The sequence below is a fragment of the Streptomyces sp. NPDC056128 genome, from assembly GCF_042263835.1.
Classification (GTDB): Bacteria; Actinomycetota; Actinomycetes; order Streptomycetales; family Streptomycetaceae; genus Streptomyces.
In genome coordinates, this window is record NZ_JBHJVQ010000013.1 from 127,028 (window position 1) to 143,953 (window position 16,926).

At 72.2% G+C, this 16,926-nt stretch carries 14 protein-coding genes; 4 read left to right on the forward strand and 10 right to left on the reverse strand.

The genetic code is table 11. The annotated features are described in order from the left end of the window. Window positions 1-57 precede the first annotated feature (57 nt). Both ACFC1X_RS24225 and ACFC1X_RS24230 read left to right on the forward strand, forming a co-directional pair. The gene (locus tag ACFC1X_RS24225; protein WP_376356845.1) at window positions 58-2,448 is read left to right on the forward strand and encodes an HAD-IC family P-type ATPase; all 2,391 of its coding nucleotides are present in this window, start codon (window positions 58-60) and stop codon (window positions 2,446-2,448) included. Window positions 2,449-3,196: 748 nt separating this feature from the next. Continuing rightward, window positions 3,197-5,092 (forward strand): BTAD domain-containing putative transcriptional regulator, encoded by a 1,896-nt coding sequence (locus ACFC1X_RS24230; protein ID WP_376356847.1) that lies wholly within the window; start codon window positions 3,197-3,199, stop codon window positions 5,090-5,092. Window positions 5,093-5,162: 70 nt separating this feature from the next. Here the strand turns inward: ACFC1X_RS24230 and ACFC1X_RS24235 are convergent, their stop codons facing one another. The 7 genes from ACFC1X_RS24235 to ACFC1X_RS24265 form a co-directional block, all read right to left on the reverse strand. Further along, window positions 5,163-5,378, reverse strand: a complete 216-nt coding sequence (locus ACFC1X_RS24235; RefSeq protein WP_122617543.1) for an MbtH family protein — start codon at window positions 5,376-5,378, stop codon at window positions 5,163-5,165. A gap of 132 nt (window positions 5,379-5,510) precedes the next feature. Then, window positions 5,511-6,689 (reverse strand): lipase, encoded by a 1,179-nt coding sequence (locus ACFC1X_RS24240; RefSeq protein ID WP_376356849.1) that lies wholly within the window; start codon window positions 6,687-6,689, stop codon window positions 5,511-5,513. Between the two features lie 156 nt (window positions 6,690-6,845). Then, the gene (locus ACFC1X_RS24245) at window positions 6,846-7,277 is read right to left on the reverse strand and encodes a hypothetical protein (RefSeq protein ID WP_376356851.1); all 432 of its coding nucleotides are present in this window, start codon (window positions 7,275-7,277) and stop codon (window positions 6,846-6,848) included. A 132-nt stretch (window positions 7,278-7,409) separates the two neighbouring features. Further along, entirely contained in the window at window positions 7,410-8,267 is an 858-nt protein-coding gene (locus ACFC1X_RS24250; RefSeq protein WP_376356853.1) for a prephenate dehydrogenase, read from the reverse strand. Between the two features lie 59 nt (window positions 8,268-8,326). Next, window positions 8,327-8,782 carry a phospholipase gene (locus ACFC1X_RS24255; RefSeq protein ID WP_376356855.1) on the reverse strand — a complete coding sequence of 152 codons (456 nt, stop codon included), beginning with the start codon at window positions 8,780-8,782 and terminating at the stop codon, window positions 8,327-8,329. 223 nt (window positions 8,783-9,005) lie between these two features. Then, on the reverse strand, window positions 9,006-9,800 hold the full coding sequence (locus ACFC1X_RS24260) for an ABC transporter permease subunit (RefSeq protein WP_376356857.1): 795 nt from the start codon (window positions 9,798-9,800) through the stop codon (window positions 9,006-9,008). A 6-nt stretch (window positions 9,801-9,806) separates the two neighbouring features. Next, a complete protein-coding gene (locus ACFC1X_RS24265) occupies window positions 9,807-10,760 on the reverse strand; it encodes an ABC transporter ATP-binding protein (RefSeq protein WP_376356859.1) in 954 nt (317 codons plus the stop codon). A gap of 136 nt (window positions 10,761-10,896) precedes the next feature. Between ACFC1X_RS24265 and ACFC1X_RS24270 the strand changes: the two genes are divergently transcribed. Together ACFC1X_RS24270 and absA2 are read left to right on the forward strand one after the other, a co-directional pair. After that, window positions 10,897-12,654 carry a sensor histidine kinase gene (locus ACFC1X_RS24270; protein ID WP_376356861.1) on the forward strand — a complete coding sequence of 586 codons (1,758 nt, stop codon included), beginning with the start codon at window positions 10,897-10,899 and terminating at the stop codon, window positions 12,652-12,654. A gap of 32 nt (window positions 12,655-12,686) precedes the next feature. Next, window positions 12,687-13,355: a two component system response regulator gene (gene absA2, locus ACFC1X_RS24275; protein ID WP_376356863.1), complete on the forward strand. Its 669-nt coding sequence runs from the start codon at window positions 12,687-12,689 to the stop codon at window positions 13,353-13,355. On the opposite strand, the gene ACFC1X_RS24280 is transcribed toward absA2, so the two are convergent. The 3 genes from ACFC1X_RS24280 to hppD are packed head-to-tail and all read right to left on the reverse strand — an operon-like array spanning window position 13,344 to window position 16,902. Further along, window positions 13,344-14,669, reverse strand: coding sequence for a PLP-dependent aminotransferase family protein (locus ACFC1X_RS24280; RefSeq protein WP_376356865.1), 1,326 nt, complete (start codon window positions 14,667-14,669; stop codon window positions 13,344-13,346). The two genes, absA2 and ACFC1X_RS24280, sit on opposite strands and share 12 nt — an antisense overlap. Next, a complete protein-coding gene (locus ACFC1X_RS24285; protein ID WP_376356867.1) occupies window positions 14,666-15,832 on the reverse strand; it encodes an alpha-hydroxy acid oxidase in 1,167 nt (388 codons plus the stop codon). Before ACFC1X_RS24285 ends, ACFC1X_RS24280 begins: the two co-directional genes overlap by 4 nt. Continuing rightward, the gene (gene hppD, locus ACFC1X_RS24290; protein WP_376356868.1) at window positions 15,829-16,902 is read right to left on the reverse strand and encodes a 4-hydroxyphenylpyruvate dioxygenase; all 1,074 of its coding nucleotides are present in this window, start codon (window positions 16,900-16,902) and stop codon (window positions 15,829-15,831) included. The genes ACFC1X_RS24285 and hppD overlap by 4 nt, the downstream gene beginning before the upstream one ends. Between the last annotated feature and the right edge of the window lie 24 nt (window positions 16,903-16,926).

A 16,926-nucleotide genomic window follows, 5' to 3' on the forward strand; every position in this document is an offset into this window, starting at 1 on the left:
GGGGACGCAGCCGAGACCGGAACTGAGCGCGGAGTCGAGCCCGGGAGGGCGTCAGGGATGAAGAACCAGTTGGACGAGCCGGGGGGCACGACGCGCGTCGGCGGGAGAGTCGGCCTGAGCGCGGCGGAGGTCGCCGAACGGGTGGCGGCGGGGCAGGTCAACGATGTGCCGGCCCGGTCGAGCCGCAGCATCGGCGAGATCGTCCGCGGCAACCTGTTCACGCGCATCAACGCGATCATCGGCGTGCTGTTCGTCATCGTGATGATCGTCGGGCCGGTGCAGGACGGACTGTTCGGCGGGGTCATCCTCGCCAACACACTGATCGGCATCATCCAGGAGGTGCGCGCCAAGCGGACCCTGGACCAGCTCGCGATCGTCGGGGAGAGCCGGCCGCGGGTCTGGCGGGACGGGCAGCGGGTCGAGCTGAGCGCCTCCGAGATCGTCATCGACGACACCATCGACCTCGGCCAGGGCGACAAGATCGTGGTGGACGGCACGGTCACCTCGGGCGACAACCTGGAGGTCGACGAGTCGCTGCTCACCGGCGAGGCCGACCCGGTGGTCAAGCAGCCCGGCGACCCGGTGATGTCCGGCAGCTTCGTGGTCGCCGGATCGGGGGCGTTCACCGCCACCCGGGTGGGCCGGGAGGCGTACGCCTCGCAGCTCGCCGAGGAGGCCAAGCGCTTCAGCCTGGTCAACTCCGAGCTGCGCAACGGCATCGACCGGATCCTGAAGTTCGTCACGTACGCGATCATCCCGGCGGGCATCGCGCTGATCATCACGCAGTTCGTGGTGAACGACGACAACTTCTCGGAGGCGATCCGGCGCATGGTGGGCGGTCTCGTCCCCATGGTTCCCGAGGGCCTGGTGCTGCTGACCTCGCTGGCCTTCGCGGTCGGCGTGGTCCGGCTCGGCAAGAAGCAGTGCCTGGTGCAGGAGTTGCCCGCGATCGAGGGGCTGGCCCGGGTGGACACGGTCTGCCTGGACAAGACGGGCACGCTCACCGAGGCGTCGATGGACATCGACGAGGTCCTGCCGCTGCTGCCGGACGTGCCGGTCGAGGCGGTGCTCGGCGCGCTCGGCGCCGCCGACGAGCGCCCCAACTCCAGCCTCCAGGCGATCATCGAGTCCTACCCGGCGCCGGAGGACTGGCGGCGCACCGCCACCGCGCCCTTCTCGTCCGCGCGGCGCTGGAGCGGCGCCTCCTTCGTCGAGCCGTCCGGCACCGAGTCGGCGTGGCTGCTCGGCGCGCCGGACGCGATGCTGCCGGCCGGCCACTCGGTGCTCACCGCCGCCGACTCCTACGGGGCGCGGGGGCTGCGGGTGCTGCTCCTCGCGCGTTGTTCGCGGGCGCTGGACGCGCTCATGGACGACCCCGCGGCCGTGCCCGACGCGGTCACGGCCGCCGCGCTCGTCGTCATCAAGCAGCGGGTGCGGGAGGAGGCGCCGGCCACCCTCCAGTACTTCGCCGACCAGGGCGTGACGGCGAAGGTGATCTCGGGCGACAACGCCGTCTCGGTGGGCGCCGTCGCCTCCAGCCTGTCGCTGCCGGGAGCCGAACGGCCGGTGGACGCCCGGTTCCTGCCCGAGGACCCGAAGGAACTGGCCGACGCCGTCGAGGAGAACTCCATCTTCGGGCGGGTCGGGCCGCAGCAGAAGCGGGACATGGTGGGCGCCCTCCAGTCGCGCGGCCACACCGTGGCGATGACCGGCGACGGCGTCAACGACGTCCTCGCGCTCAAGGACGCGGACATCGGCGTGGGGATGGGCTCGGGCAGCCCGGCCACCCGGGCGGTCGCGCAGATCGTCCTGCTGAACAACAACTTCTCCGCGCTGCCCTCGGTGGTCGCGGAGGGGCGCCGGGTGATCGGCAACATCGAGCGGGTGGCCAACCTGTTCCTCACCAAGACCGTGTACTCGGTGGTGATGGCGCTGGTCGTCGTGCTCGCCCAGGTGCCCTACCCGTTCCTGCCGCGCCACATCACCCTGGTCGGCTCCCTCACCATCGGCATCCCCGCGTTCTTCATCGCGCTCGCCCCCAACAAGGAGCGTGCCCGGGCCAACTTCGTCGGCCGCGTCCTCAGGTTCGCGATCCCGGCCGGTGTGCTGGCGGCCACCGCCACCTCGGTGTCCTACCTGATCGCCCGGGCCGTGTACGACGACAACCTGGACGCCGAGACCTCGGCGGCGACCCTGGCGCTGTTCCTGACCGCGCTGTGGGCGCTGGCCATCATCGCCCGCCCGTACACCTGGTGGCGGGTGCTGCTGGTGCTGACCATGGCGGTGAGCTTCGCGGTGGTGCTGGTGGTGCCGTGGCTCCAGGAGTTCTTCCAGCTGAAGCTGGTCGGTGTCGCCGCTCCGTGGACGGCGGTCGCCTGTGCGGCGGTCGCCGGACTGCTGCTGGAGGTGGTCTGGGCCCGCATGCGGCGCGGGCTCGACGCCGAGTGAGCCACCGGGCGGTCATCCCCCGTACCGCCCGGTGAGAGGAAGGGACGCCCGGCCCGTGCCGGGCGTCCCTTTCGTCTGTGCGTCTGTACGGCTTCCTGACGCCACGGGCGTCACGATCCAGCCAAACCTCCGCACCGGTACCACCGGACGCGACGGCTCCGGAGCACCCCGGCCCCCTCCGGCCGCGTCCGCCGGGGCGGGCCACGACAGCGGCCGCCACCAGCGGAGTTCACGTTGTTTACACAATCCGCGGGGAAGGTGACCGACGGGTAACCGGGGGGCCGGATCCAAGCCCGGAGGGAATAAGAAACGCCGCACTAACCAAAGCCAGGGCAGAGACCTGACGAAAGTTGAGTGTTGGACCCAAAGAAGATCCGTATTATTCGACTGCAGGCAGGGGGGAGCCAGCCACGACGGATAAAATCCGCAGGTCACATTGGGCCGAGCCGCAGGCGGTGCCGCGCCGGCGACCACGACAGTGACATTCGCGACGTTCTCCCTCACACTGCCGCCCGGCCACCGGGCCGGGCGTATGGACCCGAACGGAAGTGAGGAACTCACACAACCCAGGAACTCCTGACGAAGCAACCGGATCCGGAGGTGAGTGACATGGCGACGAGGGCCCTACCAGCGGTGAACCCGACTGACCCGATCTTCGCGCAGTTTTCATGTCCGCGGCACCCGGAAGATCCGGAGCATTTCAGCACGCAGACATCAGCACAACTTGACGCGGGGGTATCAAGAGGTCATGGATCTTCGGCTGATAGAACCGATATACAAGAGAATCGGCACCGCGGAGAACTCCCAAAAGGAAATGCCCGCCGTCGGTCTCGAATTCGGAGTGCTCGGGCCGCTCGAAGTACATATGAACGGCCGAGGTCTTACGGTGGGCGGTCCCAGGCAACGGGCCGTACTCTCCGCCCTGCTTCTCTCGTTCAATCAGGTCGTGTCTTTTGACTCCCTGATAGAGAAGGTCTGGAACGGGCGTCCGCCGAGCACGGCACGTACTCAGGTGGCCATTTGCATCGCCACTCTGCGCAAGATCTTCCGCACCGCGGGCTGGGACCGGGAAACCATCATCACGGCCACGCCCGGCTACATGCTCAGCCTCGCCGGCCACTCGCTCGACTCGCTCCGTTTCGAGCAACTGGTCGCCCGCGCCACGGAGCTGACGGCGGAGAACCGTCCGGCACCGGCGGCGGAGGCACTGCGCCAGGCGCTGGCCCTGTGGCGCGGCCCCGCGCTCGGCGGCGTCTACGCGCCCTTCGCCGAGACCGAGGCGGCCCGCCTCGACGAACAACGGATGCTGGCCGTGGAGCAGCACATGGGGCTGCGCCTCCAACTCGGCGAGCACCAGGCCGTGCTGGGCGAACTCCAGGCACTGGTCGGCGCCTGCCCGCTGCGGGACCGGCTGCGCTACTACCTGATGCTCGCCCAGTACCGTTCGGGCCGGCGGGCGGAGGCGCTGACGACATTCCGCGACGGAATGCGGCACTCCATCGAAGAGATCGGTCTCGAACTGGGCACCGACCTCCAGACGCTGCACGACTCGATCCTCCGGGACGAATTCCCGCAGCTCGACGTCCCGGGCATAGCGGCACCGCAAAGAGACGTCCGGCAGACCGTTCCGAGTCAGCTTCCGGAAAGCGACGCCTACTTCATCGGGCGTAGCCGGGAGCAGTGGCTGATGGATGATGTGCTGCTCGACGGATCCGCACAGAATCCACCCCCCATCGCCTACATCACCGGAAGTCCCGGAATCGGAAAGACGAGCCTCGCTGTCAACTGGGCGCACCGCACGGCCCACAGATTCCCCGACGGGCAGCTCTTCGCCGACCTCCGGGAGGGCGACACGCCGGCTGTGCTCCACCAGTTCCTGCGCCAGCTGGGAGCCGAGGGCCCGCTGCCAACCGAGCCCGCGGACGCGGCCGAGCGGTACCGCGGGATGCTGGAGGGCCGGCGCGTCCTGATCGTGCTCGACCACGCCTCGTCGTACGCCCAGGTGCGTCATCTGCTGCCCACGAGCGGCGGGTGCTGCGTCCTGATCACCGGCCGGGCCAACCTGGACGAACTGATGCAGAAGTACCGCGCCCTGCGGCTGCGCGTGGCGCCGCTGTCGGACGACGAGTCCCGGGAGACGCTCACCAGTGTGCTGCGGGACGCCAGGGCGGAGGACTCCCCCGAGGCGACCAGCCGCCTCGCCGCGCTGTGCGGGCACACCCCGCTGGCGCTGCGGGCCGCCGCGGCCCGGCTGCTCACCAAGACGCACTGGCGGGTCCTCGATCTGGTCCGCCGCCTGGAGCGCTCGGGCGACCGGCTGGCGGAACTCAGCATCGGGGACGACTCGTTGCGCGCCCGGCTGGACCGCAGCATGCGGGACCTGGATCCCAGGGTGGCCACCGCCTACCGGGAGTTGAGCCGTCTCGACGACTCGGACTTCGAGGCCGCGGAGGCGGCGAAGGTGCTCGGCACGGATCTCCTGGAGGCCGAGGATCTGATCGAGACGCTGGTCGACGCCCAGCTCGTGGAGGCGGTGGGCCGCAGCGCCTGGGGCGAGATGCGCTACCGGTGGCAGGAGCTGGTGCGGCTGCACGCCTTTCACTCCCTGGCGTCCGGCACCCCGTGCGGGGTGGGCACCGACTGATCCGGGTACGACGACGGCCCGTACGCCCCTGCCGGGGTCGTACGGGCCGTCGCGTCGTGCGGGGGGGGCCTCAGTTGCCGGCGCTCATCGCCTCCACGAGGCTCCTGGGCCGCATGTCCGTCCAGTTCTTCTCCACGTACTCCAGGCACGCCTCCCGGTCGGACTCGCCGAAGGCGACCGTCCACCCGGCGGGCACGTCCACGAAGGACGGCCACAGCGAGTGCTGCCCCTCATCATTGACCAGCACGAGATAGCGGCCGTCTGCGTCTTCGAACGGATTGGTCACTTCGCATTCCTTCCGGGAGCGTCGGGCAAAGACTCTGCGCGGGTTGCGGACCCTGCCGACCACCGTCAAGGTACGGGGACCGTTTTTCCTTCCGATATCGATCCGTTTTTCCGCGGGCCGCCGCGGGGCCGCTCAGCGGCGGTGGTCGACGACCTCCGGGTCGTGCCGGGCCGCCGTGTCGAGCCGGGGGCCGTGCCGGCGCAGCCGCTCGTCGAGGAAGGCCACCACCAGCTCCCGGGTGATCCGCTGGGCGTCCGCCGCGCCGAGCGTGACCTCGGGGCCCGCAGCGCCGGTCCGCTCCAGGAGCGGCGCGTAGTCGGTGAAGGACAGGTGCCCCGCGCCGCGCACCGAGAGCCAGCGGCGCGGCCCGGACAGGTCCTGCCAGGCCCGCTCCCAGGTGGGGTCGGCGCCCGGACGGCCGTGCCCGCCCGCGCCGAGCAGCAGGAACGGCCGGTCCACCGGGCTCTTCCCGGCGGTGTGCACGGTGCCGTCCAGGTTGGCGGCGGCCGCGAAGCCGGTATCGGTGCGCAGCGCCTCGAAGGCCGCGGCGCCGCCCACGGAGTGGCCCACCACCGCCACCCGCGACGGGTCCAGCGGCCCCAGCCCCGCGGTGCCGGGCGACCGGAGCAGGCGCTCGCGCAGGAAGCGGAGGTCGGCGGCGCGGACGGCGGCCACCCGGGCGCCCTCCGGGCGTCGTTCGCAGGCCAGGCAGCCGGTCACCCGGCCGTCGGGGTGGCTGATGGCCGCCGCCTCGTAGGCGTGGTCGACGGCGGCGACGGCGTAGCCCCGGCTGGCCAGTTCCTCGGCGAGCCCGGTCAGCGAGGTGCGGGGCAGCGTGAAGCCCGGTGACAGCAGGACGAGGGGCAGGCCGCGCGGGGGCGAGGGCAGCGGCGGCGGGGCCAGGCGCGCGTGGACGCGGGTGCGGCTGAGGAAGTCGGCGGGCACGCCCTTCACCCGGTGGAAGCGCAGGATCAGCTCCGACTCCCGCGCGGTGACGTAGGAGGCGTGCGGCGCCCGGGAGGGCAGCGCGGGGTACCAGAGCGAGACCGTCAGCTCGCGGTGCCGGTCCGGGTTCCAGGGGTCGCGCCGGGAGGTGTCGCTCAGCTGTGCCGTGCGCAGGCCGACCGGCAGGGCGCCGGTCGGCGCGGGGAGGGCGGGCAGGGCGGTGGGCGCGGCCCGCGCCACCTTGGGGGCCGGGGCGGCGGCCGCGCTCCGGCCGCCGGCGTAGGAGGGCGCGACGGCCAGCAGCAGCGCGGCCGCGAGGGCGGCGCATCGACGCGCCGGACGGCCGGATCGGGTCACGTTCGTCATCGGCGCTCACTTCGTCGGAAGCAGGAACACCGATGACGTTAGGAGTGGAAAAGGCGAGGTGAAAGCGGAGACGGCGGATTCATGACCTTGGTCGACACAGGTCTGTGCGATCTCCGTGGGCCGAACGGTGATACGCCTCGACTTTCGTCGGGCCCGTCACATGAAGATCGCCGTGAGGCTCGTGTCACGCACCCCGGTGACGTTCTTCGGGCCGTGCTCCGACTCGGTCGGGTCGTAGTCGAACTCGACGTACGCCTCGCCGCCCGGGAAGTGGGGGCAGGCCATGGAGCTGGTGCTGGAGTGGGCTCCGGAGGCGGTCTCCCAGTCGATCGACCAGGCCACGCAGGCGGAGTCGCCGCCGGTGAAGGGGCCGCCGGGCTTGAGGTCCTCGACATGGCCGGTCACGCGTACGCCGTCGTCGCCGACGCAGACGGTGATCTCGCCCCGGCCGAAGTCCTCGGTCCCGCTGTCCGTCACACAGCCGGGCGCCGCGGTCCCGGTGGGCGTGGCGGAGGCCGCCGTCGGCGGGAGCAGGGCGGCGGCGCCGATCGCCGCGGTGAGAGCCGTGGCGCGCAGGATTCCGCGCATGGTCGGGTCCTTTCCGTCGGGGTGGTGCCGGTCCGTGCGGTGGTGCCGTCCGCACGGTGGTCGGTGATCCGTGGCCCGTGATCCGTGGTCCGTGGTCCGTGGTCCGTGGTCCGCGATCCGCGATCCGTGGTCTCAGGGCCGGGGTGTGTCCGGCTCCCGGATGCGGGCCCGTCCCGCCACGCCGAAGCGCAGGGTCTCCCGCAGCCGGACCGGCCCGGTGGCGTCGCCGGACCGGGCGGCGTCCCGCAGTTCGCGGGCCATCGCCTGCGCCTCGGCCGCCCAGTCGTCCAACTGGTCGGCGACGGGACCGGCGTTGGCGGTCAGGGTCTCCGCCCACCGCTCGGGGTTGCCGCCCGCGGTCCTGGTGACGTCGCGCAGGTCCTGGCCGGCCAGCCGTACGGCCGACTCGTCGCCGCCCAGCAGGCGCGCGGCGACGAGGCTCGCGACCAGGTGCGGCGCGTGCGACACGAGGGCGACGGCACGGTCGTGGGCCTCGGGGTCGAGCAGCACCGAGACCGCCCCGCACAGCGCGACCAGTTCCAGCGCGCAGTTCAGGGCGAGGTTGCCGGTCGCCTCGGTGGGGGTGAGCGCCCAGGGCCGGCCGTCGAAGAGGTCGGCCCTGGGCTGCGCCGGGCGCTCTCCGCCGCCGACCACGGGGGCGCCGCTGACCAGCGAGGTCAGGTCGCAGCCGTAGGCCCTGACCTCCCGGTGCAGGCGTACCTTGACGCCGGAGACGTCGGTGTAGCAGCGGGCCGTGCCGAGTTTCTGGTGCTCGGCGAGGACCGGGGCGACCTGGTCGGACGGCACCGCGAGCACCGCGATGTCGGCCTGGCGCGGGGGACGCGCCGCGAATCCGGCCCCGCAGCGTTCGCCGGCCAGCGCCGCCTCGGGGTCGGCGTCGTCCAGGTAGGTGGTCACGCCGTGCCGTCGCAGTGCGAGCCCCACGGAGCGGCCGATCACCCCGGCGCCCACGATGACGACGCTGCGCATCCGTCTCCCTCTCCTCGGCCGGGACCCGGTCCCGGTCCCGGTCCCGCCCTCGCTTCCGCTCAGCCGAAGATCTTGACCGCCTGGTAGTAGGTCCAGGCGGTGCTGTTGCAGGCCGTGTTCTTCTCGCCGGTGTAGCCGGTGCAGACGCGCTTCATGTCCTCGTAGAAGGCGCTGTCCACGCGGCTCTTGTTGGCGTCGAACTGGCCGGCCGCCTTGTAGTTGCGGTAGCCGAAGTCGTGGCGCGCACAGGCGTTGTCGAAGGCGAAGCCGAAGGGGTTGTCCGGCGCCTGGGTGCACAGGTCGGTCGACCAGTCGAACTCGTAGGCGGCCCAGGCGGACTGGTTGCGGTTGGCCGCGAGCCACGCGTTCTGGCTGGACGCGCTGGTCTGCGTGAAGGAGGAGAGCACCTGCGGCTTGTCCGCGGGGGCCGCCTGGGCGGGGGCGGCGGCGATGCCGAGCGCGAGCGCCGAACCGAGGGCGGCGAGGGTGGTCCTGGTCTTCGTCGTGGTGCGCATGGGACGGCCTCCAAGGTGGGGTGAGGATGCGGCTCGACCACCTTGGCGAGACCTGCTATGGGCCCCTTATCGCACCGCTATCGCGCTCCCGTTATCGCACCGCTATCGCGCTCCCGTCCGGACACGGCGAAGGGACACGGCGAAGGGACACGGCGAAGGGGCCGCACCCCGGCTGGCGGAGTGCGGCCCCTTCCTCTTCCGTGGGGGGAGGAGTACGGGTGTCCTAGGCATCTCGGCGGCGCAGGACCGCGGCGCCGGCGACGTAGGCGGCCAGCGCCCACAGCAGGAGGACCAGCAGGGCGGTTCCGCCGCCGTACGGGTCGCTGTCCTGGGTCAGCAGGACGGTGCCGGCGACGCTCGGCATGTAGTCGGAGGCGGTCTCCAGCCACTTGGCGCCCACGACACCCATCAGTTGGGGCAGCGCGAGCAGCACCATGATGAGGGTCGTGATGGTGCCCGCGGCGCTGCGCAGGACGGTGCCGAGTCCGATCGCCATCACGGCGAGCAGGGCGAGGTAGACCCCGGCGCCGAGCGCGGTGCCGAACAACTGGCCGCCGGTGTAGTCGCCGTAGTCGCCCATCAGGGGTGCGGCCACCAGGGTGCCCAGCAGGCTGAAGACGAAGCCGGCGACGACCACGACCGCGGCGATCACCAGGGTCTTGGAGCGGAGCATCCGGCCGCGCTTGGGCACGCTCTGGAGCGTGGTGCGGATGGAGCCGCTGGAGTACTCACTGGTGAGGGCGAGGGTGGCGAGCACCACGATGGTCAGCTGGGAGATGAGGAAGGCCTGCGAGGCGTGGTGCGGGGCGGGCATCGTGACGTCGACGCCCTTCTTCGCGCTGGCGTCGGCCGACGCGCCGACGATGGCGGCGAAGCCCACGGTGAGCAGCAGACCGACGACCAGGTTCCACCAGGTGGCCCGGACGCTCCAGAACTTGGTCCACTCGAACGCGACGGCGCCCTTGAAGCCGCCGCCCTTCACGGGGCCCACGAGCTTGGGGACAGTTGTAGTAGTCATATCCAGTTACGCCTTCTGGTGGTCCGGGACTTCGGTGACCTGGGAGAGCGCGGGAGAGCCGTACTCCACGCTCGCGGCGGTGAGTTCCATGTACGCCTGTTCCAGGCTGGCCTTGCGCATGCTGAGTTCGTGGATGGGGACGCGGTGGTGGAACGCCAGGTCGCCGATCTCCTCCAGGGTGCCGCCCACGACGAGGAGTTCGTCGGGCTCGGAGCCGGCGTCCGGCTCGACCCGCAGACCGAACTCCAGCAGCTCGCGCCTGAGCACGTCGGGCTGCGGGGTCCGGACCCGGACGGCGGTCAGCGAGCTGCCCGCGATGACCTCCTCGATCGGCGCGTCGGCGATGATCTTGCCGCGGCCGATGACCAGGAGGTGGTCGGCGGTCTCCTGCATCTCGCTCATCAGGTGACTGGAGACGAAGATCGTCCTGCCCTCCGCGGCCAGCGAGCGCATCAGCTCGCGGACCCAGCGCACACCGTCCGGGTCGAGGCCGTTGACCGGCTCGTCGAAGAGCAGCACCTTCGGGTCTCCCAGCAGGGCCGCGGCGATCCCGAGCCGCTGGCCCATGCCGAGGGAGAAGGAGCCGATGCGCTTCTTCGCCACCTCGGTCAGGCCGACGGTCTCCAGGACCTCGGCGACCCGGGCGGCCGGGATGCCGTTGCTGCGGGCCAGGCCGAGCAGGTGCTGGTGGGCCGAGCGGCCGGGGTGGCCCGCGCGGGCGTCGAGCAGGGCGCCGACCTCGCGCAACGGGTGCCGCAGCTCCTCGTACCGCTTGCCGCCCACCAGGGCCCGCCCGGACGTCGGCGCGTCCAGACCGACGATCATGCGCATGGTCGTCGACTTTCCCGCGCCGTTCGGGCCGAGGAATCCGGTGACCTTTCCCGGGTTGATCTCGAACGAGAGGTCCGAGACGGCCGTCTTGTCGCCGTACCGCTTGGTCAGTCGGTCCAAAGTGATCATCGCCTGGTGGCTCCTTCCAAAGTCACGTCCTCAACGCTAGGGAGAGGGGAAGGGCGAAAACATCTGGCGATCGGCAACGACCGCATTCGACTTTCGGCAGATCCGGAGCCCGCAACGCCTCTTGTAGCGTGCTGGAATGCACCGATGGCAGGCCGTGCGCCGACGAACCGAATCGCTTCTGCGGGTCCTGGGCTCCGAACGCCCGTTCGCCCGGCGTGGCGATCTGGTGCTGCTCCTGGTGCTGCTGGCGCCCTCGGCGTTCAGCACCGAGGCGCTCGTGAGCACGCCGGTCAGCTGGCTGACCGCGTGCCTGGTCATCACGGCGGCGGTGGTGGTGCAGCGCACCGCGCCGCTGCTGTCGCTGCTGCTCGCGGCGCTGCTCACGCTGTTCTATCCGTGGTTCGGCGCGAGCCTGTGGCCGTCGATGGCGACGGTGGTGCTGAGCTGCCTCGCGGGCCGCAGACTGACCCGGCTGTGGCCGGCGCACCTGGTGTTCCTGTGCGTCGCGGTGGCCGGGCTGCTGCTGGTGAGCACGGTCGCCCAGTCCAAGGACTGGCTGAGCCTGCTGATGACGGAGTTCATCGCCTGTGTGCTGCCCTGGTGGGCGGGCAACTGGTGGAGCCAGCGCACCGCGTTGACGCACGCCGGCTGGGAGCACGCCGAGCAACTGGAGTGGCGCCAGCGCTACATCGCCGACCAGGCCCGGCTGAAGGAGCGGGCCCGGATCGCGCAGGACATGCACGACTCCCTGGGCCACGAGCTGAGCGTGATGGCGCTGCTCGCCGGCGGTCTCGAACTGGCCCCCGGTCTGTCGGAGCAGCACCGGGAGTCCGTCGGGCAGTTGCGCGAGCGGTGCACGATGGCGACCGAGCGGCTGCACGAGGTGATCGGGCTGCTGCGGGAGGACCCCACGCCCTCGCTGACCCCCGCCCACGAGTCCATCGCCCAGCTCGTGCGCCGCTTCCAGCGGTCGGGCACGCCGGTGGAGTTCCAGGAGGACGGGGCGCGGGACCGGCCGGGCACCCCGCTGCTGTCCGACCTGGCGGCCTACCGGGTGGTGCAGGAGGCGCTGACCAACGCGGCCAAGCACGCGCCGGGCGCCCCCATCACCGTACGGGTCGCGCACACGGCGGACGAGACCGTGGTCTCGGTCGTCAACGAACGGCCGGAGCAGGGCGCGGACGCGCCCGCGACGGGCAGCGGGTCCGGGCTGATCGGCCTCGACGAGCGCGTCCGGCTCGCGGGCGGCACGCTGCGGACCGGCCCGCGGGCCGGCGGCTTCGAGGTGCACGCGCGCCTGCCGCGCAGCGCGTCCTCGCCGTCGCGGCACATCGAGCCACCGAGCACCGGCACCGGCACTGGCACCGGCACCGGCACCGGCGATCCGGGTCCGCACGCCGACGAGCACGACGCGGTCGGCGGCGGCGAGGACGCCGGTTCCGGGGCCGCTGCGACCGGGCGGGGCGCCGGAGCCGGGGCCGACGCGGCCCGGCCCGCGTCCGCCGCGCCGTGGCTCAGCGCCTCGCGGACCGCGCTGCTGCGCACCCGGGCCCGGCTCAGGCGCGACGCGCGGCGGGCCGCGTTGATCCCGGTGGTGCTCGGTGCCGCCATCGTGACGTTCCTCGGCGGGCTCTACGTCTTCACCTCGGCGACGACGTCGCTCAGCCCCGAGGACTACGCCGGGATACGCGTCGGGGAGACCCGTGACGAGCTGGCGCCGGTGCTGCCGGACCGGCGGATCAGGAAACCGCCGCCGGTCACCTCCGAGCCGGCCGTGCCGGCCGGCGCGGCGTGCGAGTACTACCGGGCGAGCAGCAATCTCCTCGACTTCGGCGACACCATGTACCGGCTGTGCTTCAAGGATGATGTCCTCATGGCCAAGGACACGCTCTGACCGACCATCTCTCACCACCAGGGAAGAACCGGATGATTCGCGTACTGCTCGCCGACGACGAGACCATCATCAGGGCCGGGGTCCGCTCCATCCTGACGACCGAGCCGGGCATCGAGGTGGTCGCCGAGGCGTCCGACGGGCGGGAAGCGGTCGAACTGGCCCGCAAGCACCGGCCCGACGTGGCGCTGCTCGACATCCGGATGCCGGAGATGGACGGGCTGACGGCCGCGGGTGAACTGCGCACCACCAACCCGGACACCGCGGTCGTCGTCCTCACCACCTTCGGGGAGGACAAGTACATCGAGCGGGCCCTCGACCAGGGGGTCGCCGGATTCCTCCTCAAGGCGTCCGACCCGCGCGACCTGATCTCCGGCGTGCGGGCCGTGGCGTCCGGGGGGTCCTGCCTCTCCCCGCTGGTGGCGCGGCGGCTGATGACCGAGCTGCGCCGGGCGCCCTCGCCGCGCTCGGAGGTGTCCGGGGAGCGCACCACGCTGCTGACCAAACGGGAGCAGGAGGTCCTCGGCATGCTGGGGGCCGGGCTGTCGAACGCGGAGATCGCGCAGCGGCTGCACCTGGTCGAGGGCACGATCAAGACGTATGTCAGCGCCATCTTCACCCAGTTGGAGGTCCGCAACCGGGTGCAGGCGGCGATCATCGCCTATGAGGCGGGGCTGGTGCAGGACACGGACCTAGGGCGTTGAGCGGTCCTTGACGAAGCGGGCCAGCCGGGTCGCGCCCTCGGCGGCCCGGTCGGTGGTGAGGTAGCTGCACGAGAGGCGGATCTGCCGGTCGCCCGCGTCGTCCAGGTGGAAGTGGCGCATCGGGGTCCAGATGACGCCGTACTTCTCCGCGGAGACGTCCAGCGCGGCCTCGTCCGCCTCGAACGGCACGTCGAGGGTGAGGAAGAAGCCGCCGTCGGGGTCGTTCCAGCGCACCCCGGCCGTCTCCGGTGAGCCGGGCGGCAGTTCGGCGGCGAGCGTCTCCCGCAGGCACCGCATGGTGGCCTGGTAGTGGCGGGCCGAGGACGCGTTGGCCGCGCGCAGCCCGCCGCCGTTCTGGAGGAGCAGTCCGGCGACCGCGGCCTGGCTCAGGCTGGAGGTGTTGACGGTGACCATGCTCTTGACCTTGGCCACTTCGTCGGCGAGCAGACCCGGCGGGCGGCCGTCCGCGCCCGCCACCAGCTGGTCGGCGACGACGAAGCCGACCCGGGCGCCCGGGAAGGCGGTCTTCGCGAAGGAACCCAGGTAGACGACGCGCCGATCGGTGTCGAGGGACTTGAGCGTGGGACGGCGCACCCGGCTGAACACCCCGTAGGGGTTGTCCTCCAGGAGCAGCAGCCCCAGCCGGGCCGCGGTGTCGAGCAGGGCGGTGCGGTCCTCGCGGCGCATGCTGACGCCGGTCGGGTTGGAGCAGTCGGGGACCACGTACAGGCACCGGGCGCGCCGGCCGCTCGCCTCGATCTCCCGGACGGTGCGTTCGAGCCCTGCCAGGCTCGGGCCGTTCGGGGTGCCGGGCACGGGCACGACGGGGATGTCCAGCAGACTCGCGGCGCCGGTGATGCCGACGTAGGCGGGGCTGTCGACGAGGAGCACGTCGTCGGGGCCGGTGAACAGGGCGCGCAGGGTGAGGAGTACGGCCTCCTGGCAGCCGACCGTCACGACGACGGAGGCCGGGTCGACCGTCATGTCCTCGTCGACGGCGAGCATGCGGGCGACGATGTCCCTGATCTGGCCGGCGGTCTCGCCGTACTGGTAGAGCGCGGTGCGCACGCGCTCCTCGGAGAGGCCGCGCCCGCGCAGGTGGTCGAGGTAGGTCTCGATGAGCCCGGGGACGCGCGCGACGTCGAAGTCACCCTCGTACGGCCGCCCCGGCGCGAAGGAGATCGCCTGCGGATAGCGGAGGGTGACCTCGTTGAGGAAGGTCATCGTGTCGAGCAGCGGCGCGGAGAGGCTGGCGTGCAGACCGCTCCGCGGCAGCACACCTGCCGGTTCCGTGCTCACGCGGGCGGTCGTCATCCGTGGCTCCTGTCTGTGTGCGGCGCCGCACGGCGCGCGGCGGGTTGGCCGGGGTGGGGCCGGAACAGTGTGTCCGGGGTGATCGTCCCGGTCGTCGCGTGGCCCGTGAGGGTCATCGTGTCGGCGAAGTCCGCCGTCAGCAGGGTGAGCATGCGGCGTACGGCCGGGCCGCCGCCCGCCGCGAGGGCGTACAGCGCGGGGCGGCCGAGGAGGACCGCGCGGGCGCCGAGGGCCAGGGCGGCGAGGATGTCGGCGCCGGTGCGGACGCCGCCGTCGAGGAGGACCGGGACGCGTCCGCGCACGGCGGCCGCCACCTCGGGCAGCGCCTCCAGGGTGGCGGGAGCGCCGTCGAGCTGGCGTCCCCCGTGGTTGGAGACGACGACGCCCGCGACGCCCGCCCGCACGGCCGCCTCGGCGTCCGCCGCGGTCAGGATGCCCTTGGCGAGCACCGGCAGCCCGCTCTCGGCGCCCAGCCGGGCCACGAAGGACCAGTCCAGGCGGCGGTCGAAGGCCAGCCTGCTGTGCGCCGAGGGGGTCGCGCTGCCGGCCGCCGCCGAACCGGCCAGGTTGGCCGGGGTGATGTGGGCGGGGACCGCGAAGCCGTTGCGCAGGTCGCGCAGCCGGCGGCCGGTGAACGGGGTGTCGACCGTGAGCACCAGCGCCTGGTAGCCGCTGTCCCGCGCCCGGCGGGCCAGGTCCAGGGTGGTCCCGTGGTCGCGGAAGCAGTACAGCTGGAGCCAGAGCGGCCCGCTCGCGGCGCGGGCCACCTCTTCGAGGGTCCGGCTGGCGAAGGTGCTGACGACCAGCGGAAGTCCGAGCGCGCCCGCGGCGGCGGCGGTGGCCTGTTCGCCGTCGGGGTGGGCGAGTTCGTGGTAGGCGACCGGCGCGATGCCCACCGGCGCCGCCCACCGGGAGCCGAGCAGTTCCACGGAGGTGTCCGGCTCCTCGATGCCGGGCAGCGCCCTGGGCCGCAGCCGCACCGCGTCGAAGACGGCCTCGTTGGCGGCGAGGGTCCGCTCCCGTCCGGCGCCGCCCGCGATGAAGTCCCACACCTCGGGCGGCAGTTCGCGGCGGGCGAGCGCGGCGAAGTCGTCGAGCGTGAGCGGCTCCCGCGCCGGGTCCCCGGCGCGGGCGCCGGCGGGCCGCCGGGTGGCGGTCGTCATCGACCGGCCACTTCCCGCTCCCTCTCGACGGCCTCGTACAGCGCCTTGATGTTGGAACTGCCGAAGCCGCGGGCGCCGTTGCGCTGGATGTACTCGTAGAAGAGCGTGCCGCGCGGGTACGGCGAGCGGGTGAAGATCTGCAGCAGGTAGCCCCACTCGTCGCGGTCCGCGAGGACGTTGGTCTCGCGCAGGTCGCCGATGGCGTCAGCCATGGCGCCGACCCGCTCTGTGAGCAGGTCGTAGTAGGCGCCCGGGGTGCGCAGGAAGGCCACGCCGCGGTCGCCGAGCGAGCGGACCGAGTCGACGATGTCGTCCACCAGGAAGGCCAGGTGCTGGACGCCCGGGCCGTCGTGGGCGGTCAGGAACTGGTCGATCTGGCCCGGCACCCGGGTGTCGTCGGGCTCGATGAGCGTGAAGGTGATGCCGCCGCCGGCGTTGCGCACGACGATGGAGTCCATCGCCTGCTCGCCCACCTCGATGTACTCGGAGGAGTAGTACGGCATGTCGAAGGCCGCCTCGTAGAACTCGGCGGTGCTCCGCAGCGTGCCCGCCTCCAGGCAGACGGCGACGTGGTCGAGGAAGGGCCGGGGGCCCGCGTGGTCGGTGGCGGCCGGCAGCAGGGCCCAGTCGCGGTCCGGCGGCAGCAGCGCCGCGCCGTCCCCGTCGGTGGCGACCAGCGTGTGCCGGAGGTCCCCGAAGCCGGAGACGGCGGCGAACCAGGCGTCCTGGCCCGCCCGTTGCGAGGGCGTCGGCGTCTGCAGCGCCTTGGCGCCGGCGAGGACCGCGCGGTCGAAGCAGGACCGCACGTCGTCGCAGCTGAAGGCGAGGTCGGCGATGGAGTCGCCGTGCCGCTCCACGTACCGGGCGACGTCGGTGTCCGGCCGCAGCGCCTGGGTGACCACGAGGGTGACCTCACCGCTGCGCAGCACGGTGGACCGGCGGTCGTGCGTCCCGGTGGCGGGGCCCGCCACGGCCAGGGGGACGAAGCCGAGGCTGTCGACGAGGAAGCCGGCGGCGTCCCGGTCGTCCGCGACGTACAGCTCGGCGTACGCGATGGCACTGGGCGGCATGCGGATCTCCAATGAATGAAGGGG

Coding starts and splice junctions, on each gene's coding strand:
- ACFC1X_RS24225 (WP_376356845.1), top strand. CDS start 58: ATGAAGAACCAGTTGGACGAGCCGGGGGGCACGACGCGCGTCGGCGGG.
- ACFC1X_RS24230 (WP_376356847.1), top strand. CDS start 3,197: ATGGATCTTCGGCTGATAGAACCGATATACAAGAGAATCGGCACCGCG.
- ACFC1X_RS24240 (WP_376356849.1), bottom strand. CDS start 6,689: ATGACGAACGTGACCCGATCCGGCCGTCCGGCGCGTCGATGCGCCGCC.
- ACFC1X_RS24245 (WP_376356851.1), bottom strand. CDS start 7,277: ATGCGCGGAATCCTGCGCGCCACGGCTCTCACCGCGGCGATCGGCGCC.
- ACFC1X_RS24250 (WP_376356853.1), bottom strand. CDS start 8,267: ATGCGCAGCGTCGTCATCGTGGGCGCCGGGGTGATCGGCCGCTCCGTG.
- ACFC1X_RS24255 (WP_376356855.1), bottom strand. CDS start 8,782: ATGCGCACCACGACGAAGACCAGGACCACCCTCGCCGCCCTCGGTTCG.
- ACFC1X_RS24260 (WP_376356857.1), bottom strand. CDS start 9,800: ATGACTACTACAACTGTCCCCAAGCTCGTGGGCCCCGTGAAGGGCGGC.
- ACFC1X_RS24265 (WP_376356859.1), bottom strand. CDS start 10,760: ATGATCACTTTGGACCGACTGACCAAGCGGTACGGCGACAAGACGGCC.
- ACFC1X_RS24270 (WP_376356861.1), top strand. CDS start 10,897: ATGCACCGATGGCAGGCCGTGCGCCGACGAACCGAATCGCTTCTGCGG.
- absA2 (WP_376356863.1), top strand. CDS start 12,687: ATGATTCGCGTACTGCTCGCCGACGACGAGACCATCATCAGGGCCGGG.
- ACFC1X_RS24280 (WP_376356865.1), bottom strand. CDS start 14,669: ATGACGACCGCCCGCGTGAGCACGGAACCGGCAGGTGTGCTGCCGCGG.
- ACFC1X_RS24285 (WP_376356867.1), bottom strand. CDS start 15,832: ATGACGACCGCCACCCGGCGGCCCGCCGGCGCCCGCGCCGGGGACCCG.
- hppD (WP_376356868.1), bottom strand. CDS start 16,902: ATGCCGCCCAGTGCCATCGCGTACGCCGAGCTGTACGTCGCGGACGAC.